Origin of the sequence: Paenibacillus yanchengensis (genome assembly GCF_042684845.1) — a bacterium.
In the GTDB taxonomy this organism is placed as follows: Bacteria; Bacillota; Bacilli; order Paenibacillales; family Paenibacillaceae; genus Pristimantibacillus; species Pristimantibacillus yanchengensis.
This window is the reverse complement of the sequence record NZ_JBHUMH010000022.1, coordinates 81,153-106,436: the sequence shown is the minus strand read 5'-3', so window position 1 is coordinate 106,436 and position 25,284 is coordinate 81,153. Positions and strand designations below refer to the sequence as shown.

Genomic DNA, 25,284 nt, shown 5'->3' with positions numbered 1-25,284 from the left:
ATCGTAACAAAAGAAGAACATACTAGGCTATCTCACTGAGTTAGCCCGTATGTTCTTCTTTTTTCAAAAAATTTTATGTGTTATTTGTTTGACAGATCTTCGTTCTACTAATGTATATGGCATAATCTTCGAATAAATTTTCTGCTTATGGCGAATCGCATCAATGACCATGCTACATCCTTCTTCTCCCATCTCCATAAAAGGTTGATCAATCGAGGTGAGCGGTGGAATGGACATTTCTGCAATAATGGTGTTATCATATCCAACTACTGATAAATCATCAGGAATTTGAATACCATGATCGGCAGCTACAGATATTACTCCTAATGCGACATCATCACTAACACAAAATACAGCAGTCAACTCCGTTTTTTCTTGCAAATAAGATTGCATCGCTCTTTGTCCGCTATAGAATCCATAATCGCCTTCTTTTACAAGATGAGGATCGAATTTCAATCCATTATCTTCAAGCGCACGCTTATATCCTTCAAATCTCGTTGTTCCCGCTACTCTATCTGTTAAACTGAGTCCGACTAATCCTATTTTTTCATGTCCATTCTCAATCAAATGATGTGTTGCTGTGTAAGCTGCATCAAAATCATTCACTTTCAAATATGGAACATTCCGATCAGGCATTCTGGTAGCTAATAACAAGTATGGAATGCGAAGCTCCTGCACCATTGCTAAATGCTCATCATTAATTTCTACAGTAGCGATAATTAAACCATCCACTTTTCGTTCTGCCATTAGTTTAATGCATTCTGGAATTTTATCTCCAACATTGCCTGAATGTGAAATAATAATACTATACCCACTCTGATGAGCAGCTCGTTCAATTCCAGTCATAATGTCACCATAAAACAAAGTGGACACTTGCGGCATAATGACACCAATCAAATTACTAGAATTTTTCACAAGGCTACGTGCACTTTCATTTCTTCGATACCCAAGTTCTGCTGCTGCTTGTAGAACTTTTTTCCGTGTAGCTTCATTATATCCGCCTACATTGTTAAGTACTCGAGAAACAGTTGCAGGCGATACATTGGTTACGCGTGCTATGTCTTTAATCGTTATATTCATTTCTTTAACACCTCACGCAAACGTTTGATTAGAAGCTAATATATCATTCTATAGCTCAATAATCAATATAATTTCTACTATTCTTTGACAGAACCTACAACAATCCCTGTTATAAAATACTTTTGCAACGCTGGATAAATCAGTAATAATGGTATAACAGCTACAACAATTTTCGCAGCGTTCAGGTTACGATTAGATACTTCTGTTGCGTTAGCCAAATCTTGCGCATTACCACCTGATTTAATAATATCAGCGATATCTACACTTAGTGTTTGAATATAAGTCATCAGTGGATATTCACTAACTTTCGTCATATAGATAAGTCCATTAAAAAAGTCATTCCAACTACCAACAATACTAAATAGGGCAACCGTAGCTAACGAAGGTAAAGATACAGGAATAAAAATACGTAACAATACCGTAAACTGATTAGCACCATCTATTACGGCTGCTTCTTCTAACGCTTTAGGTACACCAGCAAAAAAATTCATCACCAATATAATACTAAAGATAGGAACAGCAGCCGGCAATACAAGCGCCCATACTGTATTAAGCAAATCTAAATTTTTAACAACAAGATACGTTGGAATCATTCCGCCATTGAATAACATAGCAAAAATCAACAAATTCATATAGAAATTTCTACCTTTAAACTGCTTTTTCGATTTAGATAACGGATATGCCATTAAAATAATGACGAACATATTAAGTACCAATGTTAAACCAACACGTAGTACCGATAGCCCAAATGAGCGCCAAAACTGAGTATCCGCCATTATTTTTTGATAAGGCGCTGTTGTAAAGTCAACAGGCCATAATCCAACAGCGTTCGCTGTTACGGCTTGGTTACTACTAAACGAAATCGCTACAATATTCCATAGAGGAAGTAAACAAATTAACGCCAGCAGTACAATGATAGTATAGATAAGGGCAAGACCTGTACGCCCTTTAAATCCAGTAAACTGTTTCAACGTAATTGCGCCTCCTTAGAATATTTTACGATCTGTATATTTTTGTGCTAGTTTGTTAGCAGAAAGTAGCAAGACAATACCAATAACAGATTTAAACAAACCTACTGCTGTACCAAAACTATATTGACGACCAACTAGTCCCATACGATAGACGTAAGTATCTAATATATCACCAGTTGCATATACCATCGGATTGTACAAATTATATACTTGATCAAATCCAGCATTCAGCACATTCGCCATGTTCATGACACCCATTAGTAAAATAATAGGCAATATACCAGGCAAGGTAACATTCCATATTCGTTTCCACCAACCTGCACCATCTATACTTGCAGCTTCATGCAACCCAGGATCAACACTCGTAATTGCTGCTAAGTAAACGATCGAAGTGTAGCCAAATTCCTTCCATACATCCGTTCCGATCAACAATGGCTGAAACCACGTATTACTTCCAAGAAAGTTAACTGCATCTACGCCAAAATAAGCTAAAATTTGATTCACTGTTCCATCCAAGCTAAACATATTAACGACGACAGCTGCTAGTACAACCCATGACAAAAAGTGTGGCAAATAAACTATAGTCTGAACACTTTTCTTCAATGTTTTTAGACGAATTTCATTTAATAAAATCGAAAAAATAATAGCGGCTAAAGTACCCAAAATAATTTTGCCCAATGCAATAACGACCGTATTCCTTATAATATTCCATATATCAGGCAACTGAAACATATAAATGAAGTGCTTAAACCCTACAAAATTAGAACCGAATATTCCCTTTGCGGGCACAAAATCTTGGAAGGCCATAATTATACCTGCCATCGGTACATAACTAAAAATAACAAGAAAGATAATACCTGGTATAATCATAACATGGAATGGCCATCCAAAGCGGCTTCTCACTTTTTTTCTACTAACTGATTCGGAACTCATCATTATCTCTCCGCTTCAATTTCTTTCAATATTTGTGTTCCACCTTGTTTATGCCAATCTTCTACAAATTTATCAAATTCGCTTATCGGACTTACACCGGTCACTATTTTCATAAATGTTTCTTGTTCCATCTTTTGCAAGTTAGCCCATGCTTGTTGCATAGTCATAGTTGTATCTGAGAATACAGGCGTTGTCCAATGGAATTGGTTGTTTTCTGTTACGGTATGAATCAATCCAATACCTTCCATTCGTGATGCATATCTAGCCCAACCTGTCACATTCGATCCATCTTGCTCTTCTAAATAACTTTTTATAGACAATACATTATAACGAGATTCTGCAGTACGAACTTCTTCCAACTTAATTTCGTCTGTAATAGCACGAGAAATATCAGAATAGTCTTCAAGTAATGACGTAGCAGAATGAACTTCAATATTGATAGGTCGTGCTGAGTTATCTACCGCATCTTCCTGGTATTTAGCAACTTCAGGTGCGTTTTCCGCAAGATTTTTGTCATTTACAATTTTATCAAAAAATAAATTTAATATTTTAACTGCAATCTCTGGATGTTTGTAATCTTTCTTCACAACCATAAATTGCGAACTTGGATTAGCATGAATAACATTTACTTTACCATTTTCGTCCCCTAGAGTATAAGCAACAAAATTCGTTTTCGGATCAGATTGTTTGACAGTCATTAAACCCCAATCAGGCATATGCCATGGACCAAATACAATACCTGTTTGGTTATTCACTACTAGTGCCATAATATCGTCCCAAGTTCTTGTTCCAAATTGCGGATCAACAATTCCTTTTTTAAACCAATCTGCCATCAGTTCCAATGATTGTTTCGTTGTCTCTGTCGTAGAACCGTAAACTACTTTACCCTCTTCTTCTATCCAATATTGTGGAAATGCATTAAATACACTAGCAACTCCAGACATTGTAAATGCAGATGCACCATAATCTGTTGCATTTAAAGTATTCACAAAAGGTATTCCAATATTATTTCCAGATTTCCCTGGGTCATTTTCAATAAATTGTTTCGCTAAATTTTCTATTTCTTGTACGCTTATCACTTTATCCTTATCTTCATCCACTGTTAAACCTAAATCATCAATCCAATCTTGTCTCAGCCAAACCATAGTTGGTGCTGCATCAACTGCTGTTGTAGGCAGTGCCATTAATCGTCCATCTATCGTCGCATTTTCCAGCGCTCGACCGTCATATGAATTATAGATTGATTTAATGTGTGGTGTAGCAAATTTATCATATACATCTGTCAAATCCGCTATTAGATCATTATCAACCAGTTCTTTCAGTTCTTGTTTTGTGTCAACACGCATCATATCTGGCAGTTCTCCTGAAGCGATAGCAAGCGCAACTTGACGATTATAATCATCACCGTTACTTTCGAAGGCGTTTTTGACCACTACGTTAAGTTCATCTTTGACATATCGTGTATAGGCATTGTTTTCATACGTATCACCTTTTGGTAGTTTTGGGTTTTTAGCTGTAGTACGACCCATCTCTACTGTAATTTCTTCCTCGTATTTACCATAAGGATCATTCGATACTCCACTACCACCATTGTTATTCGCCGTATTGCCACTAGCATTTTTATTGCTGTTACCCGAATTACCTCCACCACTACAAGCTGCAACCAATAATGTCATGACTAAAAGCAACGTCAACACTGTAAATCTTTTTTTACCACCATATTTAATCATCTTCATTTCCCCCAGTTATCTATAGTTGTACAGCAAATGTTTCATAAGGTTGTAATATTAATTCTGATAAGTTCGTTTGTATTTTACTGTAATTGCTAATTAATAATTTAGTATAGGTTGTGTAATTAGATACATTCAATTGCTGTTCTACTTCACCAAAATTAGCGACAACTAGCCAGCTTATCCCTTCGTGATGTCGCAAATAAGCAAATATTGGCTCAGGTACATCGGTTACTAGCTCAAATTCCCCCCATACAACGATCGGGTTATCTTTTCTAAGCTGTATTAACGTTTTATAACAGTTAAAAATGGAATTATTGTCAGTTAAATTTTGAGATACGTTAATTTTTTTATAATTGTCATTGACATATAGCCAAGGCTTTCCTGTAGTAAAGCCAGCATTTTCTGTTTCATCCCATTGCATAGGAGTTCTCGCATTATCTCTACCTTTGGCATTAATAAATGCTATTATTTCTTCTTTTTGATATCCAGCAGCGAGTCGCTCTGCATACATATTAATACTCTCTATATCAGCAACTTCCGAAATATCATTAATCGGACGATTAGTCATACCAATCTCTTCCCCTTGATAAATATACGGAGTCCCTTTCATTAAATGCAATAGTATAGCAAACATCTTGGCACTTTCTACATGGTACTGCTGATCGTTCCCCCAACGGGATACAATCCTTGGCAAGTCATGGTTATTCCAAAATAAACTGTTCCAACCTTCATTGCCTAAAGAAGTTTGCCACTTTGCTAACACTTGCTTCAATTCATTTACTTGTAGTGGCTGCAAATCCCATTTGTCTTTTCCAGGTTGCTGATCCAAACCAATATGCTCAAATTGAAAAACCATCGATAGTTCATCGCGTTTCGGATCGGAGTATAACTTTGCAATTTCTGGAGTAGCTCCCCATGTTTCTCCTACCGTCATCACATCGTAATTACCAAATGTATTGCGGTTCATCTCTTGCAAATATTCATGTAATTTGGGACCGTTTCCAGTGATGCTCTGATCAGGCAGCTTACCCACTAAATCGATAACATCGAGTCTGAACCCTCCTATTCCTTTTTCCAACCAAAAATTCATCATCTTCCAAACTTCTTGCCTTACTTGTTCATTTTCCCAATTAAGATCTGGTTGTTTTTTACTAAACAAATGTAAATAATATTGACCGCTTTCCTCATCAAACTCCCAAGCTGAACCACTAAACGTAGAACGCAGCCCATTAGGAACATCTCCAGCAACTGGATCACGCCAAACATAATAATCACGATATGGATTGTCTTTTCCTTTGCGAGCTTCAATAAACCACCGATGTTCATCCGACGTATGATTGACTACTAGGTCCATTACTATTTTAATATGACGTTTGTCCGCTTCTTGAATAAGTTGGTCCATATCAGCCATCGTTCCGAATTCTTCCATAATAGCTTCGTAGTCACTAATGTCATAGCCATTATCGTCATTCGGAGATTGATAAACCGGACTTAACCAAATAGCGTTAATTCCTAATTGTTCGAGATAATCCAATCTACTAATAATTCCTTGTAAATCACCAATACCATCGCCATTGCTATCTTGAAAACTTCTTGGATAAATCTGATACACAACTGCTGTCTGCCACCATTTCACTTTTAGCAACCCTCCAAAAACTTACCATTTCTCTTCACATTAACGCAAACGTTTAAGTAAATTTTACTAAGTATTGAAGATAAAATACTATTTATCAAATAAATACTGTCTACTTAAACGTTTGCATTGAACTTAAAATGAAAACGCATCTTTGTTCACCACTAATAAATAGAAAATCTAGGCAAACGTTTGCGTTAATGGTAGTAGTTTTAATCTGTTTATTTTGTAATATACCATCTTCATATTGGAGAGTCAAATCCGCAAATTATATGTTCTAGAAATAGACAAATTTCTTGCTACAATATTCTGAAATAAGATCTGTTTTTTTACATTTACTCATATACTATTAAGAATGTTCAGGAAGGAGGATTTATATGGTTATTACTCCCAACATCCCAAACTTACCATTTACTATTCAAAACGGCGTGAAATATTTCGAGTTGATTGCTGAAGAGGTGCAAACGGAAATACTGCCTGGTGTTTTTATCAACGCTTGGGGATATAACGGAATAACACCTGGGCCGACAATCTGTGTTTATCCGGGTGATTATGTCTGCATTAGAGTGTACAACAAACTACCACAACCAACCAGCGTACATTGGCACGGATTAAATGTTCCAAATGTTATGGATGGTGTACCAGAAATTGAACCATCTCCAAAAATCGATCCTGGTACTTATTTTGATTATCACTTTGAAATAACCAACCCACCAGGAACTCACATGTACCATGCTCATTACTATACGGTTTTACAAGATATGTTAGGATTAGAAGGCGGATTTATTATACTTGATCCCGAAGCTAGTACACCGCATATCGATAGAGACTACTACCTTATGCTTAGTGCCCATCATTTGGTAGGCTTGGAGCAAGGTGTTGTTAAACAAGGGATTTTTAATATCGATCCTTTTGCGCATAGTAGCAATTTTTTCATGATTAATGGTCGCTCCTTTCCATATACATCATTACTCCCCGTCAAAGAAGGAGAGCGTGTTAGACTGCGCTTCGGCAATATTGGCATGATGAACCATCCGATTCACTTTCATGGTCATCAATTTTACGAAACGGCTTTGGACGGCAATGCTGTACCGCCAGCTAATCAACGCAAAATGAATACTATACTCGTCTCTTCAGGCACAACAAGAGATATTGAATTTATCGCCAATAATCCAGGTCGCTGGCCATTACATTGCCATTTTCCACATCATGTTAGCAATAATATGACCTTACCGTTAGGGGGCATGACAACCGCTGTCGTGTATGAATAAATCTTTTGCTGATCTTTGTTTCATAGTAATATAAGAAATGTTGTAATTAAAAATAGGACAGCCAGAAGTTAGTTTTCACTATATTTCTGGACAGTCCTATTGGTGCAGCTCATTTATTTATTTATTTATTGATTGATTGATACTTATTCTCTCATTCATTCCACAACAAGCTTATAACGTATTTCCATCCACTCTACATTTAGATCTGAAAGTATTGCCACTTCTTCTACATAAGCTCGTTGCACTAATTTTTGAAATACCATAGCTAAATCTAATTGCAATACCGCCATGCTTGGATGCTGCTGTAATTGGGATATACTCCATGGAAGGTCACTTTCCTTCATAATCTTGAATAAGTGAGTACAGCATCCTTTTAATTTGTTAATCGCCGTAAATTCGCAAGCAAGCAATACAAGTTGCACTCGTTGCTCCATCGATTCTGGGCTGGCAGATAGTTCCTCATACAGTTTATATACTCCAGGATGTACATGTTTTAACTGTTTCCATACTGCTAGCTCTGGTCTAATTCCTTCTTCTATCAAAACAATGTGCGCCCAATGATGTAGTGCTAGCAACACTTTACTATAAGCATCGAGAACATGTCCTTCATGAAAAAACTGTTTTGCCTGGACATAGCATTGTAAAAATAAAACAAATTCTTGAAATCGTTTTTGATCACGTAGTTCTTCTGGAAATGATAATACTTGTTTTCGCGTATTCGCCCAAAACTGATCCGTATCCAACAATATCTCTCCTCGTAGTAGCCATTCCAATATACTGTTGTTCCATTGATTATTGTTTTGTAGATATTTGGATAGCCTTTCCTTGGATATTAACTGCACTACAATCCGTTCATTGTCAATTTCTACATACTCAAATAAAATATCTTCTACTTGTTGTTGCATAACAATAATAGCAAGTGCTTTTGTCCCTTCAACAAGCGGCATCGACATTATTGGTCCAGCGACAACTACAATAGAACTTACATGAGATTTTTGACGATAGGTATGGAATAAATGCATTTTTATAGCATCCACAAAATTTCCTCCGTATAGCTAATCAATCATGATTGCGCTATAATGGTATTCTAAAGCTTCTTCGAAAACTCAGTCTCTTTGTTTTTCGACAAGTTATACAATTATTCCTGCTAAATCTACATAATATTATCAATAATATTCGATTAAATTTGTGATGAAAGGTTTGACGTTATGAAAAAGTTCTTTTTTAAATCGGCAAAAATTAACGAATTCCGTTTATGGGGACTCGTTTCTACGATGCTGGGCATGTTAGTTATGATTTTGGGGACAGCTGGAATTGTATTTTGGGGAGAGGCAGGGAGAATAGTATCTGCTATATTCCTTGTATTAGGAATGATTGTCCTACTTGCTAGTGTTGTCATTTACTTTTGGGCTGGTATGATGTCTACTAGTGCGACTGCGCTCCAATGTCCGGAATGCAACAAACAAACGAAAATGCTTGGCAAAACAGACCGCTGTATGTTCTGCAAAACGATGCTAACACTTGATCCGAACGATGCTACTGAATTCGCTCAAGAAGAAGAAAGTCATCCCGCTCCATCACCAACGAATTAGTATACAACGCATAAACACTTAAACATACAAACGTAAAATACCGTAACAATGTATGCTTACTGGCACCTTTGGTATCTACTCGCCTACTACATTGTTACGGTATTTTTCTATTCACAATATTATTATTGCTTCGTTTGTTGTAATTGTTTTTCAATAACTGGCCATATAGTAGCCGTTTCAAAAGCTCGTTGCCATGATGCTACTCCAGCCAATTTATACTTGTGTACTAATGAAATTCGTTTCGTAATAGATAACTCATCTTCTATCCATATCCGCTGTCGATTGCCTTCTTCCACATATTCAACATAATGTTGTCCCGCCTGTTCGTCCAGCTTTGGAGTCAATTTCTTTTCTTTTATAATATTTTTCACCCGCTCCATGCCCACTGCTTTTGACGAAACCTTAATAGTCCCATCTTCCAACTTTTTTTCTGTCCAAATTCGCGTATATAGCGGCATACTTAATATTAATTTTTCAGATGGCACGTTGTCTTCCTCTAATATTTTCGTAATCGCATGCTCTGTCCAAGGTAATGAAGCAACCGATCCCGCTTTCGGGCTAGCTGCCCAATGCTCGTCATACGCCATTACCATCATATAATCGACGATTTTGCCTAGTGCTTCACGATCGATAAAAGCCGACCACATTTCACTATTAGATTTTGGAGTAACATCAACGGAAACGACTAACCCTTGCTCATGAAGAAATGGAGTCATCTCCCGGATAAATTGCACAAAATTTTCTTTATCTTTGGTATATACATTTTCAAAATCGACATTAATCCCTTGTAATTTATACTTATCTGCCAAAGCAAGCAATTGCTTAATCATCGTAAATCGACTGTCTACATTTGCTAATACTGTTGTCGTTTGTTCTGGTTCAAAAGCATTGCTAAATAGTGCCCATACTTCATAATCTCGCTTATTCGCCCAGGTAACAAACGCCGTATCTGCTTTTTCATTAATGTTACCTTTGCTATCAGCTAGTTCAAACCAAGTAGGACTTATTACATTAACTCCCGGCATCGAACCAATGGTAGCAGGATCTGGGCGTCTGCCGTATACTGCTTCCCACACGAGATTGATCTTACTGTTTGGCTTTTTCCAAGCAACAAAAGCTTCTTTCTTCTCCAATGTGGGAATCTGCTCCGTCGTTGTTAATTGTACGCCAGTTTTTTTCACATAACCATAATGTCCCAGTTTATTTTGTACTTTGAACCAACCAGCTTCTTCTTCCCATACTCGAACTACTTCATGCTGGACCACTTTTGCCAAGTAAGGCGCTTTAATATGCGGTTCTATTCGCATCACTACGCCCTTTTCTTTTGTTACTTCTGCAGATTGTAGCGTTTGTCCAGCATGAAATAAAGTAGTTACTCCACTTTCTGCATTATATTCTACTTGTATTCCATATAATTTTTCTAATGGCTGCAAAGGTAAATAAACGACACCATCTACTTCTACAGCAGCCGAATCTAATTGATATGGAGCCAATTGAAGTTGTCCCACTTTTTCATCTACAACCATCCGAAGTACAGATGATGAAGTCGTTAATACCAGTGCTCCATTATCTTGTTCATAATGAATATGTTGATCCTCTTCCAACCATTGCTGCAATAAAGGTAGCGGTAGTTTTACTTGATCTTCATCTATTAATGCTTTAAATGGTGCTTCCTTACCATTCATTGTAATAGGAAAATCAGATGAATACTTAGGCTGGACTTGCTGAAAACTAGGAATATAGTGATCATAAATATACTTTCCTACCAATATTAAAATCACCCCGAGTAGTATGACAAACCATCTCTTTGTCTTTCTAGATTTCCGCTTCCCATATCTCTGCGGTAAATTCGCTCGGGTATGCATCGTTTCCACAAACTCACTCTCCTTTTTGTTGCTCACTTCTTCTCTCTATTATAACGATAATACATAAGGAAAAGTTTAAGAAATTATTAGGAATAATTAAAAAACGTAAAGATCAGCCTACGATAACCATCTACATAGGTCGTTCTTCACGTTTTTCCAATTTTTAATATTAATGAGATTTATTCTGCTTTCACTGTGTTACAGCTAGTACATATACCATAAATCTCCATGCGATGACCTTGTACAACGAAACCAGTTTCTTTCGATGCTACTCGTTCTACTTCTAATAATGGTGGATATCCGAAGTCAACGATGTCTCCACACGATTTACAAATGGCATGGTAATGATCCGTTAGATCAGCATCAAATCGACTAGAATCATCCCCATAAGTCAGCTCACGCACTAAACCAGCTTCTACGAACAATCTTAAGTTGTTATAAATAGTAGCTACGCTCATACTTGGATAATCTGGTGAGAGCGCCTTATATATCTCATCCGCTGTTGGATGTGACTTAGAGTCCATCAGATAGCTTAAAATAGCGTGACGCTGTGGGGTCATTCGGACACCAGTCATCTTCAGCTGCTCTAATGCCATCTTCACACTAAGGCCCATTCCCCTCACGTCCTTCTTTGTAATTATTATTATTAATACTATAATACGTGTATCGTTTACACTTTGTCAATCCAATAGCAAAAGCTTCCTCACAAAATGCAGTTATTTGCAATGCTTTTTATCGCATTAATTAGCGGAAATATCAATATTATATTCCATTATAAACAGAAACATACGAAAGAATATCTATCGCTTTATACATAATTAAACTAGCGATAGACGTTTTAACTATGATGGTAGCTTACAATTTCAGTTGTTGCTATACTAATAACATCACCGATAATCCAACCCAATAACAAATTTCATAACGCTTACACATAGCTAAAATAATTAACTGCTGATCATTATGTTTGTTAAACTGATTGTTATTCGAGGAGAGTACAGATGAATAACCACATACTTTCTATATTTTTTGGTCAATATATAAATAAAACGGTAGCATTACACCACCATAGTCATTGGCAACTTGAAATTATTATAGATGGTTCTGTGCAAAGCAATGTGGAACAAAACAATTATACGCTATATCCTGGAGATATGTTATTATTACCACCTTACGTGAAACATAATTTTGTTTATCATTGCCCAGACGTGAAGTGGATAACCTTAAAATTTGAAAGAGATTGGCATGATCGCCCGCATTGGAGCGGCGTTATTACCCGAAATGATACTACTGCCAAATTAATTACTGCTTTTCAAACCGTTGTCGAACGAGTAGATGTGTCTCCCTATGAACGTGCCTTTACCGCAGGTATACTAGAAGCATTGTTTGAATACGTTCATACAGAATTACTTCATACGAATCGCAATGCAGAACAAGCTTTCTTTGACGAAATTACTACATTTATTACTTCCAAAGCTGCCCAACCATTAACAGTACAAGAAATTGCTGAACATTTTGGCTATACACGCAGTCATTTATCAGTCAAATTCAAACAAATAAGTGGCTACAGTATGAAACATCACATTGATCAACTACGTATACAGCATATTAAACAATTGCTGCGCTACACAGAGTTTAGCATTTCGACGATTGCCATTCAGTTAGGCTTTGCTGATTTATTTTCATTTTCTCGTTTTTTCAAAAAACATACCCAATTAAGCCCACGAGAATTCATTCAACAACATAAATAGAGGACTACTATATAATCTAAGGTTATATGGGTGGGATTGTTGAAACAACATATAAGAGATTGTGCAGATAAAGCACCGACAGATTATTTGTATGATAAATCGTATAAATGGTCACGAGCAGACCCTTAAAATGCAAGCTTTGTACGATAAATCGTATAAACGGTCACAAGCACACTTTTGAAATGCAAACTTTGTACGATAAATCGTATAAACGGTCACGAGCAGACCCTTGAAATACAAGCTTTGTACGATAAATCGTATAAACGGTCATCGACTGACGTTTGGAATACAAGCTTTGTACGATTTATCATATGAAATTTACAATTTTGACTGAACAGGATGTCATTGTATGGAGTATAATAAAAATTTAGGACTTTAAAGGTTTTACATGTAATAATTACCACGCAGTGACGATTGAACAAGGTCCACGTAGCATTAAAAAAAAGTTGAGCGGAAAACATTACCTTTTCCCACTCAACTTTTTTATTTTGAAGACTAATTGGATAGCCCCTATTTACTATTTACTTACTCCCAATTAAGCGAGTCGTTCCAACAATAATTTGTTTACTAGTGCTGGGTTTGCTTTCCCTTTTGTTTCCTTCATAATTTGTCCTACGAGGAAGCCAATCGCTTTATCTTTTCCTGCTTTATAATCTTCCACTGATTGTGGATTAGCAGCAATAATAGTATCGACGATAGCAAGCAATGCACCTTCATCACTAATTTGGACTAACCCTTGTTCTTCTACTATTTGTTGTGGCAATTTTCCAGTCTCCAGCATAGTTTTAAACACCGTTTTGGCAATTTTTCCACTAATCGTTCCTTTTTCTAATAGAAGAATCATTTCCCCTAAACCTTGACCTGTAATTTTCACTTGCTCTAGCTCCAAATTGTTAGCATTCAAGTAGCCTAGCAAGTCACCCATTATCCAGTTCGACACCGATTTCGCGTCTTTTGTATAATTCATACTTTCTTCAAAGAAGTCAGCCAATTGACGCGTCGCTGTAATTACTTCAGCATCGTAAGATGGCAGGCTATATTCTGCAATATAACGAGCTTTACGAGCATCTGGCAGTTCTGGAATAGTAGCAGCAATTTGTTGTTTCCATTGTTCGCTTATCGTTACCTTTACTAAATCTGGATCTGGAAAATAACGATAATCATGTGCTTCTTCTTTGCCACGCATCGAAAATGTTTTGCCTAATGCATCATCGTAACGACGTGTTTCTTGCACAATTTCTTCGCCGCGATCCAACAAGTCTGCTTGTCTAATCTCTTCGTATTCCAGCCCACGCTGTACACCACGATAAGAATTCATATTTTTCAGTTCCGCCCGTGTTCCTAGCTTTTCTTGCCCGTATGGACGCAAACTAACGTTAGCATCACAGCGCATACTGCCTTCTTCCATTTTCACATCAGAAACATCACAATATAGCATAATCGCACGTAGCTTTTCCAAAAATGCTTTTGCTTCTTCTGGCGTTCGAATGTCCGGCTCCGTTACTATTTCTACAAGCGGTGTTCCTACACGGTTAAAATCGACGAGCGAAGCGTAACCGCCATCCACGTGTGTCAATTTCCCCGCATCTTCTTCCAAATGCAGTCGGGTAATCCCAATGCGCTTTGTTTTGCCATTTACTTCGATATCGACATACCCATGCTCGCCAATCGGTTGATCAAACTGCGATATTTGATACGCTTTTGGCGAATCAGGGTAATAATAATTTTTACGATCAAATTTACTTATATCGGCAATTTCACAATTAATAGCCATAGCAGCTTTAATCGCATACTCTACCGCTTGATAGTTAAGTACAGGAAGTACACCTGGATGACCTAAGCAGATCGGACAAGTGTGACTATTCGGTGGCGCACCGAATGAAGTCGAACAGCCACAAAAAATTTTACTTTCGGTATGCAGTTCAACGTGTACCTCCAGCCCGATGACCGTTTCGTATTTGTTCGGTTCAGACATTCCAATCGTTCCTTTCTTCCTCCATAATCATTCGTTCCGCTTCTCCACTAATTATCTTTTCAGGAAAAGAAGCATTTATTATAGCTCTGGTCGTAGCTGGTGATAATTCGTTTGAGCTTCAAAAGCATGTGCTACTTTTAATACTGTCGACTCATCGAATGCTTTACCAATAATTTGCATACCAATCGGTAATCCATCGACCATTCCACAAGGGATACTTATGGCAGGAACACCAGAAAGGCTGGCCGGTATCGTACAAATATCATTCATATACATCGTTAACGGATCACCTTGATAATCGCCAACTTTAAACGCTGGTTTAGGTACTGTCGGTCCGATTACTACATCATATTTTTCAAATATTTGATCAAAATCTTGTTTAATCAGTGTACGCACTTTTTGAGCTTTCAAGTAATATGCATCGTAATATCCGGAGCTAAGCGCATATGTACCAAGCATAATTCTTCGTTTTACTTCTGGTCCGAAACCTTCACTCCGTGATTTCAAGTACAGATCCAATAAATTATCTGGATTTTCCGCACGTACACCATAACGTACACCGTCAAAACGAGCCAAGTTAGATGAAGCTTCAGAAGATGATAGTAAATAATACGTAGCAACCGCATATTCTGTATGCGGCATCGATACTTCCTCTACTACTGCACCCATTGATTCATATTGCTTGAGCGCCTGCTGAATAGCTTCTTTTACTTGTGGGTCAACGCCTTCGCCCAAATATTCTCTAGGAACAGCGATCTTCAAACCTGCAACATTACCGTCCAATGCTTTCGAATAATCTGGAATCGTAACATTCGCAGAAGTCGTATCACTTTTGTCGTATCCCGCAATAGCTTGCAGTGCAAATGCTGCATCTTCTACATTTTTTGTAATTGGTCCTACCTGATCGAATGAAGAAGCAAAGGCAACGACGCCAAAGCGCGATACAAGCCCATAGGTTGGCTTTAGACCAACAACACCACAATAAGCAGCTGGCTGACGAATAGAGCCGCCTGTGTCCGTTCCTAGCGCAAAATAGACTTGTCCTGCTGCTACTGCCGCAGCTGAACCGCTACTTGAACCTCCGGCTACATATGCTTCATTCCATGGATTGCGTGTCACATGAAAACTGGAGTTTTCACTAGAGCCACCCATACCAAATTCATCCATGTTCAGCTTACCCATTGTAATCGTTCCAGCATCCTTCAGTTTACTGGCTACAGTCGAATCATAGATTGGATTATAGTTACGTAGAAACTGACTCGCACAAGTCGTTATCAATCCTTCGGTTACAATATTATCTTTTAATCCAATCGGCAAACCAAAGAGTGGTTTATCAGTCGCACGACCTGCAACTGCATCTAATTTTGCAGCTTGCGAGCGTGCCCCTTCTTCATCTACCGTAATAAAAGCTTTAATTCGCTCATCCGTTTGATTAATGCGAGCTAAGGAGTGATCTACCAATTCGGAAACAGACACTTCCTTTTGCTCCAGTTGTTTTTGTACGTCTCGTAGACGCCATTCATGCAGTGCCAACTAAAGTTCCTCCTTTCAAATTAAACCCCGCCATTTATTCTAGTACCGCTGGTACTCTGAACTGTCCGTCCTCATCATCCGGGGCATTAGCCAGCACCTTCTCGATAGGTAAGGATGGCTTACGCTCGTCTTCACGCATTACATTAACAAGCGGCAATATATGGCTCGTCGGAACGACATCTTCCGTATCTAAGCTGCTTAGCTTATTAGCATAATTAATAATGGTATTAAGCTGTTCCGTATATAGCTGCTTTTCTTCCTCCGTTAATCTAAGGCGTGCAAGGCTAGCAACGTGCTCTACATCGTTCACTGTTATGCTCATTCCCATACTCTCCTCTATAAAAGTCATGCATATTATTATAACGTATACAAGCCGTTTACAGCAATGTATTGCTCCACGCAAAACGAGCTGTATACAAAAAAACATACTAACCGTAGCAGAACTAGCCAAAACTCAAGCTAGCTGTGCTCCTGTTAGTATGTTGGTCGTCTAGGTGCAAAACTATAACACATTCATCGAAAAAAAATGAAACAACGGAATTAAATCCAAGCTTTCAAATTTACTCTGCGAATAAATTCTTCATTGCTTAGTGCTTCTGCATTTGTTGTTTCCACTTCTTCCTCTTCCTCTTCGCTGCGCATAATAGAATGAAATAATTGCTCATTATAGGTTGCAAGCGCATAATCAATTAATGATTCCTTTTCTACTCGCTCTACTTCTCTTCGTAGCAACTCATCTTCCATTTCCACGTCTATATCTGGAAGGAGAAAATTACGATTAGCACTTGGTACTCGGACTACATAATCAAAAACGTTGTCTGTATTGCGATCATACGCAATAATATAACCGTATTCCCCAATGGGAATATTTTGTTCGAAATGGTCAGCCACAATGACGACCTTCGCACCTAATTTTAGCATCGTCTCATCCCCCATACTTTGTCGCTGATTCAAGCTATCTACTATCCTTCTAATCCTACTAAAAATATAAACTATTGTCCAATTTAGGAGATTGCTAGAAATGATTACTGCTCCTTAAATTCCCCAACATCTATCAAACTAGCCGGCAATAAAAATTGTTCGTTCGAAAGTAATAATCGAGCCAATTCTTCTTCCTCATTATCCTCTTGCTGCTCTTTAATAGCAGCGATGTCCCGGTTAAGTCTTTCCATTTGTTTATCGAGCTTATTCGCATTTTCTGCTGCTTCTTTCAGTTCACTCAGCAATTCGTCCGGTACATCTTTGTTGTACTTATAAAATATTTTATGCTCCAAACTAGCCCAGAAATCCATCGCTATCGTACGAACCTGAACTTCTACCCGAACATACTCTACACCATTAGACATAAATACCGGTATTTCTACGATCATATGCAAACTACGGTACCCGTTAGGCTTCGGATCTTTGATGTAATCTTTTATTTCTATTACCTTTAAATCCGATTGCTTACTTAGCATATCACATACACGATAAATATCAGAAATAAATGAGCAAGTTATTCTCATTCCAGCAATATCATACAAGTGTTCTTTAATACTTGTTAAGGAAAAAGGAACAGCTTTTCGCTGCATCTTATTTATTATACTCTCGATCGACTTCACTCGTGATTTTGTATGTTCAATGGGATTATAGTCATGTAACAAATGAAATTCTTCTTTCAGAATTTCCACCTTAGTCTCAAGTTCTTGCAATGCAAACTGATACATCATCATGAACCGAGTCACTTCATCTTTCAGCTTTTTAAACTGAGCGATTGGATAGCCATTTTTCATACTTAATCTCCTCACCTGTTATACGTTCAATTGCTTCTGTGATTGGGACGTACAGTTATATGATATTATGTTAAACAAGCTATTGCAAATTTGAAGAAGGAATATATGAAGATAATGCTAAAAAGCCCAGTTTTCCATGAGGAAAAGGGCTGAATAGCAAATTTATTATTAGATACTTACAATTATAATACTTTTTATGTTTAATCTTTATAAATATGAGCATTTTGACGACGACATTCTTCCATTACTTGCATCTGTAGATGAACTTGTTTGGCAGTAATTTCTAATTCCGCTCCATCCACCATATGACGGTGTAACATCTGATAGAAAGTTTTCACCATATGATTAAACGGATCTTTCCCCACATCTGGATCTATCGTCCATTCCTCCGTATGCCATACCAGCTCTTCTCTACAATATGCAGGTTCACCAGCAGCATTAACTAGCGGTTCCGCTACTAACACTTGCTCTGGCGCTTCTTCCGGCTTAAAATAACGCCAAGTCAGCTTGTCGCTTGTACCACGCAACCCGCCATTAGAGCCTTGGACATTAAACAATTCGTGCGGATAAGCACTACAAGAAGATATTTCCAGATCTATTGTTGGTTGTCCTGGTTTGCGCATCAATAATTTCACATAATCTTCTGCATCACCAAACGTGTTTACCGTATCCATCATACATGTAATATCCGGCATTTCTTCACTACCGTATAATTGTAGCGCTTGATCAAGCGGATGAGGTCCTGTATTCATCAATGTTCCACCGTTATTACTTTGCAGCGTTTGCCAATCCCATCTTCTAGCAAACCCGTTGAGCGAAAAATCAACCTGAACAATTCTTCCCAGTACACCAGAAGCAATTACTTCACGCAACTGAACGAAAGCATGCTGATAACGAGATTGTTGAAAAACAGCTAGTAACGCATTGTTTTGTTGCGATGCTTCTATTAATTGATCCACTTCTGCTGCTGTTTTGGCAAGCGGCTTTTCACATAAAACGTGAAGCCCTTTATTTAGCAATTCTAATGTAATTGGAAAATGTAAATGACTTGGTGATGCGTTAACAATTAAATCTAATTGCTCTTCTTCCACCATCTGCGTATACGTATCGTAAGCTCTACATCCGTATTCTTTCATTGCTTGTGCTTGTCGATCAGCCATGGAGTCGGCAATTGCAACAATTTTATATTGATTCGGTAAAGAGACAAGCATATTTCCGTGAATGTTTCGTCCACTGCGTCCTTGCCCAATAATGCCAACTTTGATTATTTTTTGAGACATCCGAATACCTTCTTCCTCGACATTGGTTTATCGTTATAATTATTTCCTTCGTTTACTGCCAACGTTGTTATTAAACGCAAACGATACATTTCTTTATAGCTCAACAAATGTATCGATTCGCTTGCCAGTTACTGAACTTGCATATATCGACTCCACAAGCTCCACTGCTCTTACACCGTCTGCCCCCGAAACAAGCGGAGTAACATCCTGCTCAATGGCACTAATAACATCTGCAAATTGGATACGGTGATAATCAGCTACTAAATTGCGTGGATCAGATACACCGCCATAGCTTTTCTCTTGTTCCGCTTGCGGCTGTTCATGCCCTCGCACATGCCAGTACGTAATAGATGATCCTTCGAGCTTAATCGTACCAAGCGATCCATACAGATGCATCGTCGCTTGAAAACCAGGTTGTATACTAGTAGAAGCCATAATCGTACCAAGCGTTCCACCTTCAAATTTAACGATAGCAAGCCCCATATCTTCCGCTTCCATCTGATGCGTTTGAGTAGCGATTTCTCCCATTACCGATTGTACTGATCCAGCAAACCACAATAATAAATCTACACTATGAATACCTTGATTCATCAAAGCTCCGCCATCTTCCGCAATCGTACCTCGCCATGAAGCGCTATCATAATAATCCTGCGAACGATAAAATGGTAAGGAAGCTTCCACTAATAATAATTTCCCAAGTGCGCCTGAAGTTAACATTTGTTTTACTAATTGGTGTTGCGGTTCAAACCGACGCTGTGAAATGACGGATAGTTTCACATTAGCAGCACGAGCGGCACGTACTAGCTCTGCTCCATCAGTTGTTCTCATCGCTAGTGGCTTTTCGATCACAACATGCTTACCAGCAGCAATTGCAGCAAGTCCTATCGTAGCATGACTACCACTGGAAGTCGTAATACAGACAATATCAATATCTGCTCGTTGTAACAGCTCATTATAATCGCTCGTCCACTCACTATTTACTTTACTTGCAAACGCTGCTGCCTTCTGTTCACTTCGACTAGACACTGCTACTAACCTAGCATTACTTAACTGCGAAATCGCCTCCGCATGAAAGTCTGCGATTGATCCACAGCCGATAATAGCAAAATTCCAGACCTTCACCGTCCCACCCCCAACTATAATCTATTTACTTCCTCCTTATTATATACCGAGTTGCGAAATGTTGCACTGCTATTCCTACGTTTTATACATATTTTTTCCTACTCTAGGACAAAGAAGCTTTTTGCTTTAAACTTGAGCAAAAAGCTTCACTAAATTCTCTTTCCTTCTATTATATATCGTAACTATAGTAATGATGACATTAAGCTATCGGTTGCAACATTCCTTTATTGTCAGCTGACTTTATTTCAGCTTCGATAATTTCTAACGATTTAGCCGCACTTTCTGGTGTACATATAGTAATTTCTGTATCGTTAATAATTGACTCTACAAAATAGCGTAGCTCTCGATAATAACCTCTGTCATCTGGCAAGTCTGCTACAAATCCGGCAGCATCTTCTGGATTAACTTTCACTGTATCGCCATTGAACACTAGGTTGCCCTTCTCAAAATTGACACGATAAGTCATCGAAAATCCAAAATCGCCTTGCAATGTCCAATCTGCTTGCGCATTAATCACTTTTCCATCTGGATAGGCATAATTTGTAGATACTGTATCATAAGCGCTTTTTGGAACATTGTTACGAGCAAGTGTAGATACATGTGTCGGTGGACCAAACAACCAGTGAATAACATCCGTATCGTGAACATGCATATCTACCATACAGCCGCCACTTTGCTCTCCATCCATAAACCATCCCTGTGGAGATGCACCGCCACGAAAGAAGTTCCCCGAAACAACTTCGCCAAAACGTTTGTCCTCGACACATTCCTTCAACAATTCATATGCTGGCCAAAACCGCAAACATTGCCCGATCATTAATTTGTTACCTGTAAGGCGAGCCGTTTCTGCCATCCGATAACCTTCCGCAGAAGTAAGCGCAATTGGCTTTTCACAAAATACATGTTTACCTTCTTCTAATAACCGACAGGAATAATCCGCATGAATCGGTGTTGGCAATGCCAAATCGACAATATCAAGTTCTTCGTTCGCTAGCATATCATCGATATTATCATACAACCGGTAAGGGGTTAGATCATAGACAGATTGCTCTGTGGCAATATTGCCCCACGTCGATCCGTTCTTTAGTTCTTCAATTCTTATATCGCATATAGCGACCAATTCTATTGGAACACCTTCTTGTTGGAGACGAACATAATTGTCAAAGTGCATACGGCCCATAAATCCAAAACCGACTAATCCAATTTTTAGCATCTTATTATTCCCTCCTTATTTTATCGCTTTACGCGCCCTAATATAGCGTCCATCGCACCAGAAGTATTGTATATCATTTGATCCGTGTAGTGCGTATAGTTTGGAATCATTTCGGCAGTAACATAATTGTTATAACCAACCTTTTGCAACGTTTGTGCGACCAATGGATAATCAACATCACCTGCTAACAAATCGACAAATCCATGCAATCCGCCTGCTGTTCGACGGTAGTCTTTAAAATGTACGCGCTTAATTCTACTACCGAGCACTTCAATCCAATGTTCTGGATAACCACTAAACGTGACGTTACCAACATCAAAATATGATCCTACAAAATCAGATTTAAACTGATCGATAAACTGACGCATCTCTAACGGCGATAACAAAAACTTATTCCAGACGTTTTCAATAGCAATCGCTACTCCGGCGCTTTCTGCATATGGTACTAAGCTCTCTATCGCTTCGGAAGCTCGTTCATAAGCTACTTCATAATTAATAACTTCTGCTCCAGGGATAAAGTCTACTCCCACAGCTCCAGGAATCACCAATATTGCATCTACGCCAAGCGCACCAGCAATTTCTATTTGTTTTTTACAAATATCTATCCCTTTGTTACGTTTATTTTCATCGTCGCTCGTCATCGGATAATCCCAATAAAGTCCAGTAGCTAGACCAGCTAATTCTAAATCAGCATCTTCCAAACGAGCTTTAATCTCGTTAATTTCTGCATCAGTTGCTTCTAAACTTAATTCACCAGTTTCATTCAGTGCAAGTTCAATCCCATCGAAGCCAGCATCTTTTGCTACCGTAATACAATCTTTAATCGACTTACCATCTTGAAATGACCAAATATTAATACCTTTTTTCATCGTCATTCGCTCCTTTGAACAAACAAGATTTTTGTCTTATTCCGTCATATTGTCTTTCTATTTACCATCTGTCATAATATTAATACTACTTGATTTTTTTTGAGATTTATATAGTGATTAAAGATATTATTTGCACTATTCCGTTGAAAATTCTTACTTACGTCAAAGGAGACATACCGATGCTAAATGAGGAATTACAATATCCAATGCAGAAAGTCGTCCCCTTTCGAGATTGGATACCTAATGTACATTACGCCAGCTTTCAATTTTTAATGCCGCAACGTTTACCACCACGCAGACTGTACGATTTTGAATTGCTTTATGTATACCAAGGAGAAGCTGTGACGACGATCTGGGGACGAGACCATGCTATTCAAGCAGGTCAATTGCTATTTTTACCAGCGGGAGTAAAACACCAGAATGCGGCAGTTGCAACGGATGGCAATCGTTTTTTAGGTATTCATTTTGATTTTTTTCATGAACTAGACATCCACACTGAAGCGGATATGATCGTAAACGAAGAGCAAGTAAATATACACGGATTTGCTGTAGAAGCTGTTTCAGACCAATTTCCGCCGTTAACGAGTCAATTAATCTATACGCCGCCACTTGCCTGTGTGCAATTAATGGAGCAATTAGAATCTGAATTTTCGATGCGCCTACCTGGCTATGAACTAGTCTGTCGATCATTAATGATGCAAATACTAGCCTATCTACTTAGACTTACACTAAGTAAATCAGTGCAGCACACTTCACATCACGATCAGCGCATGCTCCAAATCATTAAACAAATCGAACAACAGCCTAGTGATGCTTGGACGAACCACTCCATCGCCAAAGCGATGAGTTTGAGCATCGATCATACTGCCCGCCTCTTCAAGCATTTAACTGGCATGGCACCCAACACTTATATTCGTACGATACGTCATCGGGAAGCTCGTCGTTTACTAAGAGAAACCGCCTTACCCATTGAAAAAATAAGCCAGCAAGTAGGATTTGCTAGCCTACATTACTTTAGTCGTTCGTTTCGCCAACACGAAGGAATATCTCCTACTGATTATCGAAAGTTATCACAAATACTGTAGCTTTTTGAAATGAAAAGAAGCCTAGTGAACGATACGACTAATGGGCGATATTTTCGCTTTATTGTCCGTAGATCACTTAGGCTTCTTGAGCTTGCTTTATTTACTATTTTCAGTAATTAGTCTTTGTCTTAACTCCCATAGCTTCACACTTAAACTTACCCGATACTTTTCAGGATTTAATTTACGCAAATACTCTGGCCAAAACATCGCCTTCTGCTCTTCATGAAACGCTCGTATTTGCTGCAAAGTTGGTAGCTCCATCACTAGCTCACCGGCTACAATAACAGGCTGTAACAGCGGGCTAGCTTCATAGTTGTCCAAGTACTTATAAATATAAGGATGAATGGGATCAAATAATTTCACTTTGCTACCTTGCTGCACATCAGATTCATCATCTAATGCAATATAATCTGCTTCTGCTTTACCTGTCGTTTTGTTAATTAAACGATACACTTGCTTAACACCAGGAGTCGTTAACTTTTCTGGATTGCCAGAAATTTTAATAACCGGAACATATCCTTCCCGACCAGGCACTTCGCGAGCAGCTAATTTATATACGCCACCTAACGATGGTTGATCCGCTGCTGTAATTAGCTGTGTACCAACACCCCAGGAATCGATTTGCGCACCTTGGCTTTTCAATTCTGTAATAATATGTTCGTCCAAATCGTTCGATGCAACAATTTTCACATAGTCCAGCCCAGCCTCGTCCAACATTTGACGTGCTCGCTTCGATAAATACGCCAAGTCGCCACTATCTAATCGAATCGCTCGCATTCGTTTTCCTTGCGCTGCTAACGCTTGCCCAACTTTAATCGCTTCTGGTACGCCACTTTGCAACGTATCATACGTATCCACCAATAACGTCACATAGTTTGGAAACGTTTCGGCATAACGAGCGAATGCTTCCGCTTCACTATCATGTGCTTGCACCCAAGCATGGGCATGTGTCCCTTGAACTGGTATGCCAAAGAGCATCCCCGCTCGCATATTCGATGTCGCATGAAATCCACTAATATAGGCAGCGCGTGCACCCCACAAGGCGGCATCCGTCTCTTGCGCACGACGTGTACCGAATTCCAACAACTGATCTTCTCCAGCCGCTTGCTTCACTCTTGCAGCTTTTGTTGCAATTAACGTTTGGAAATTAATAAAATTAAGTAGTGCCGTTTCGATCAAATGTGCTTCAAACATCGTTGCTTCCACACGTAGCAAAGGAGCCCCAGCAAATACTAACGATCCTTCCGCTACCGCATGAACGTTCCCTGTAAAACGAAACTGTTCTAGCAACTGCAAAAAGGCTTCATCATATTGTTCTTCTTGCTGGCGCAAATAGTTAAGCTCCACTTGCGTAAACTGTAAATTTTGCAAATAATGTACTGCTCGCTCTAGCCCTGCAAACACCGCAAAACCATTGCCAAAAGGTAATTTCCGAAAAAATATTTCGAATACCGCTTTATGATACAGCGTCCCTTGCTTCCAATGAGCATACATCATATTCATTTGATATTTATCCGTATGCAAAGTCAAATTTGTGTCCATTTTCCCCATTCCTTCTTATGCTTTTATGACAGTCGCTCTTAGTGTATTCGTAAAATGCTGCAACGCC

General features: G+C 38.5%; 22 protein-coding genes. 4 read left to right on the top strand and 18 right to left on the bottom strand.

Translation table 11 applies throughout. The annotated features are described in order from the left end of the window. Positions 1-63: 63 nt before the first annotated feature. The 5 genes from ACFSTH_RS11015 to ACFSTH_RS10995 all read right to left on the bottom strand — a co-directional run bounded on the left by ACFSTH_RS11015 (position 64) and on the right by ACFSTH_RS10995 (position 6,353). Complete coding sequence (locus ACFSTH_RS11015) at positions 64-1,080, bottom strand: LacI family DNA-binding transcriptional regulator (protein WP_377771225.1); 1,017 nt, start codon at positions 1,078-1,080, stop codon at positions 64-66. 77 nt (positions 1,081-1,157) lie between these two features. Then, entirely contained in the window at positions 1,158-2,051 is an 894-nt protein-coding gene (locus tag ACFSTH_RS11010; protein ID WP_377771223.1) for a carbohydrate ABC transporter permease, read from the bottom strand. 15 nt (positions 2,052-2,066) lie between these two features. Further along, on the bottom strand, positions 2,067-2,987 hold the full coding sequence (locus tag ACFSTH_RS11005) for an ABC transporter permease (protein WP_377771221.1): 921 nt from the start codon (positions 2,985-2,987) through the stop codon (positions 2,067-2,069). Next, entirely contained in the window at positions 2,987-4,714 is a 1,728-nt protein-coding gene (locus tag ACFSTH_RS11000; protein WP_377771219.1) for a sugar ABC transporter substrate-binding protein, read from the bottom strand. Before ACFSTH_RS11000 ends, ACFSTH_RS11005 begins: the two co-directional genes overlap by 1 nt. A gap of 19 nt (positions 4,715-4,733) precedes the next feature. Continuing rightward, on the bottom strand, positions 4,734-6,353 hold the full coding sequence (locus ACFSTH_RS10995; RefSeq protein ID WP_377771217.1) for a glycoside hydrolase family 13 protein: 1,620 nt from the start codon (positions 6,351-6,353) through the stop codon (positions 4,734-4,736). A 374-nt stretch (positions 6,354-6,727) separates the two neighbouring features. Between ACFSTH_RS10995 and ACFSTH_RS10990 the strand changes: the two genes are divergently transcribed. Then, a complete protein-coding gene (locus tag ACFSTH_RS10990; RefSeq protein WP_377771215.1) occupies positions 6,728-7,621 on the top strand; it encodes a multicopper oxidase family protein in 894 nt (297 codons plus the stop codon). 155 nt (positions 7,622-7,776) lie between these two features. Here ACFSTH_RS10990 and ACFSTH_RS10985 read toward each other — a convergent pair whose 3' ends face one another. Next, complete coding sequence (locus ACFSTH_RS10985) at positions 7,777-8,658, bottom strand: nucleotidyltransferase-like protein (protein WP_377771213.1); 882 nt, start codon at positions 8,656-8,658, stop codon at positions 7,777-7,779. Between the two features lie 171 nt (positions 8,659-8,829). Here ACFSTH_RS10985 and ACFSTH_RS10980 point away from each other — a divergent pair, with 171 nt between their 5' ends. Beyond that, entirely contained in the window at positions 8,830-9,213 is a 384-nt protein-coding gene (locus tag ACFSTH_RS10980; RefSeq protein ID WP_377771211.1) for a YgzB family protein, read from the top strand. A gap of 122 nt (positions 9,214-9,335) precedes the next feature. Here the strand turns inward: ACFSTH_RS10980 and ACFSTH_RS10975 are convergent, their stop codons facing one another. Continuing rightward, entirely contained in the window at positions 9,336-11,078 is a 1,743-nt protein-coding gene (locus tag ACFSTH_RS10975; RefSeq protein WP_377771376.1) for a glycosyl hydrolase family 18 protein, read from the bottom strand. 179 nt (positions 11,079-11,257) lie between these two features. After that, positions 11,258-11,692 (bottom strand): peroxide-responsive transcriptional repressor PerR, encoded by a 435-nt coding sequence (gene perR / locus ACFSTH_RS10970; RefSeq protein WP_377771209.1) that lies wholly within the window; start codon positions 11,690-11,692, stop codon positions 11,258-11,260. 384 nt (positions 11,693-12,076) lie between these two features. On the opposite strand from perR, the gene ACFSTH_RS10965 reads away from it, so the two are divergent. Then, a complete protein-coding gene (locus tag ACFSTH_RS10965) occupies positions 12,077-12,826 on the top strand; it encodes a helix-turn-helix transcriptional regulator (RefSeq protein WP_377771200.1) in 750 nt (249 codons plus the stop codon). A 535-nt stretch (positions 12,827-13,361) separates the two neighbouring features. Here the strand turns inward: ACFSTH_RS10965 and gatB are convergent. From gatB to ACFSTH_RS10920, 9 genes are all read right to left on the bottom strand, one after another. Beyond that, on the bottom strand, positions 13,362-14,801 hold the full coding sequence (gene gatB, locus ACFSTH_RS10960) for an Asp-tRNA(Asn)/Glu-tRNA(Gln) amidotransferase subunit GatB (protein WP_377771198.1): 1,440 nt from the start codon (positions 14,799-14,801) through the stop codon (positions 13,362-13,364). Between the two features lie 78 nt (positions 14,802-14,879). Then, on the bottom strand, positions 14,880-16,334 hold the full coding sequence (gatA, locus tag ACFSTH_RS10955; protein WP_377771196.1) for an Asp-tRNA(Asn)/Glu-tRNA(Gln) amidotransferase subunit GatA: 1,455 nt from the start codon (positions 16,332-16,334) through the stop codon (positions 14,880-14,882). A gap of 34 nt (positions 16,335-16,368) precedes the next feature. Next, positions 16,369-16,656 carry an Asp-tRNA(Asn)/Glu-tRNA(Gln) amidotransferase subunit GatC gene (gatC, locus tag ACFSTH_RS10950; protein WP_377771194.1) on the bottom strand — a complete coding sequence of 96 codons (288 nt, stop codon included), beginning with the start codon at positions 16,654-16,656 and terminating at the stop codon, positions 16,369-16,371. A gap of 218 nt (positions 16,657-16,874) precedes the next feature. Further along, positions 16,875-17,255, bottom strand: a complete 381-nt coding sequence (locus ACFSTH_RS10945) for an ATPase (RefSeq protein WP_377771374.1) — start codon at positions 17,253-17,255, stop codon at positions 16,875-16,877. 104 nt (positions 17,256-17,359) lie between these two features. After that, complete coding sequence (locus ACFSTH_RS10940) at positions 17,360-18,106, bottom strand: GTP pyrophosphokinase (protein WP_377771192.1); 747 nt, start codon at positions 18,104-18,106, stop codon at positions 17,360-17,362. A 200-nt stretch (positions 18,107-18,306) separates the two neighbouring features. After that, positions 18,307-19,386 (bottom strand): Gfo/Idh/MocA family protein, encoded by a 1,080-nt coding sequence (locus ACFSTH_RS10935; RefSeq protein ID WP_377771190.1) that lies wholly within the window; start codon positions 19,384-19,386, stop codon positions 18,307-18,309. Between the two features lie 93 nt (positions 19,387-19,479). After that, on the bottom strand, positions 19,480-20,508 hold the full coding sequence (locus ACFSTH_RS10930; RefSeq protein ID WP_377771188.1) for a Gfo/Idh/MocA family protein: 1,029 nt from the start codon (positions 20,506-20,508) through the stop codon (positions 19,480-19,482). Between the two features lie 199 nt (positions 20,509-20,707). After that, a complete protein-coding gene (locus tag ACFSTH_RS10925) occupies positions 20,708-21,721 on the bottom strand; it encodes a Gfo/Idh/MocA family protein (RefSeq protein WP_377771186.1) in 1,014 nt (337 codons plus the stop codon). A 20-nt stretch (positions 21,722-21,741) separates the two neighbouring features. Further along, positions 21,742-22,590, bottom strand: a complete 849-nt coding sequence (locus tag ACFSTH_RS10920; RefSeq protein WP_377771184.1) for a sugar phosphate isomerase/epimerase family protein — start codon at positions 22,588-22,590, stop codon at positions 21,742-21,744. Positions 22,591-22,769: 179 nt separating this feature from the next. Here ACFSTH_RS10920 and ACFSTH_RS10915 point away from each other — a divergent pair, with 179 nt between their 5' ends. Continuing rightward, positions 22,770-23,675, top strand: coding sequence for a helix-turn-helix transcriptional regulator (locus ACFSTH_RS10915; RefSeq protein WP_377771182.1), 906 nt, complete (start codon positions 22,770-22,772; stop codon positions 23,673-23,675). A gap of 96 nt (positions 23,676-23,771) precedes the next feature. Here the strand turns inward: ACFSTH_RS10915 and ACFSTH_RS10910 are convergent, their stop codons facing one another. Further along, a complete protein-coding gene (locus ACFSTH_RS10910) occupies positions 23,772-25,217 on the bottom strand; it encodes a nicotinate phosphoribosyltransferase (protein ID WP_377771180.1) in 1,446 nt (481 codons plus the stop codon). Positions 25,218-25,284: the final 67 nt, after the last annotated feature.

Excerpts from the sequence above, each read along its gene's own strand:
- ACFSTH_RS11015 (WP_377771225.1), bottom strand. The coding sequence starts at position 1,080 with ATGAATATAACGATTAAAGACATAGCACGCGTAACCAATGTATCGCCT.
- ACFSTH_RS11005 (WP_377771221.1), bottom strand. The coding sequence starts at position 2,987 with ATGATGAGTTCCGAATCAGTTAGTAGAAAAAAAGTGAGAAGCCGCTTT.
- ACFSTH_RS11000 (WP_377771219.1), bottom strand. The coding sequence starts at position 4,714 with ATGATTAAATATGGTGGTAAAAAAAGATTTACAGTGTTGACGTTGCTT.
- ACFSTH_RS10990 (WP_377771215.1), top strand. The coding sequence starts at position 6,728 with ATGGTTATTACTCCCAACATCCCAAACTTACCATTTACTATTCAAAAC.
- ACFSTH_RS10980 (WP_377771211.1), top strand. The coding sequence starts at position 8,830 with ATGAAAAAGTTCTTTTTTAAATCGGCAAAAATTAACGAATTCCGTTTA.
- ACFSTH_RS10975 (WP_377771376.1), bottom strand. The coding sequence starts at position 11,078 with ATGCATACCCGAGCGAATTTACCGCAGAGATATGGGAAGCGGAAATCT.
- perR (WP_377771209.1), bottom strand. The coding sequence starts at position 11,692 with ATGGGCCTTAGTGTGAAGATGGCATTAGAGCAGCTGAAGATGACTGGT.
- ACFSTH_RS10965 (WP_377771200.1), top strand. The coding sequence starts at position 12,077 with ATGAATAACCACATACTTTCTATATTTTTTGGTCAATATATAAATAAA.
- gatB (WP_377771198.1), bottom strand. The coding sequence starts at position 14,801 with ATGTCTGAACCGAACAAATACGAAACGGTCATCGGGCTGGAGGTACAC.
- gatC (WP_377771194.1), bottom strand. The coding sequence starts at position 16,656 with ATGAGCATAACAGTGAACGATGTAGAGCACGTTGCTAGCCTTGCACGC.
- ACFSTH_RS10945 (WP_377771374.1), bottom strand. The coding sequence starts at position 17,255 with ATGCTAAAATTAGGTGCGAAGGTCGTCATTGTGGCTGACCATTTCGAA.
- ACFSTH_RS10940 (WP_377771192.1), bottom strand. The coding sequence starts at position 18,106 with ATGAAAAATGGCTATCCAATCGCTCAGTTTAAAAAGCTGAAAGATGAA.
- ACFSTH_RS10935 (WP_377771190.1), bottom strand. The coding sequence starts at position 19,386 with ATGTCTCAAAAAATAATCAAAGTTGGCATTATTGGGCAAGGACGCAGT.
- ACFSTH_RS10925 (WP_377771186.1), bottom strand. The coding sequence starts at position 21,721 with ATGCTAAAAATTGGATTAGTCGGTTTTGGATTTATGGGCCGTATGCAC.
- ACFSTH_RS10920 (WP_377771184.1), bottom strand. The coding sequence starts at position 22,590 with ATGAAAAAAGGTATTAATATTTGGTCATTTCAAGATGGTAAGTCGATT.
- ACFSTH_RS10915 (WP_377771182.1), top strand. The coding sequence starts at position 22,770 with ATGCTAAATGAGGAATTACAATATCCAATGCAGAAAGTCGTCCCCTTT.
- ACFSTH_RS10910 (WP_377771180.1), bottom strand. The coding sequence starts at position 25,217 with ATGGACACAAATTTGACTTTGCATACGGATAAATATCAAATGAATATG.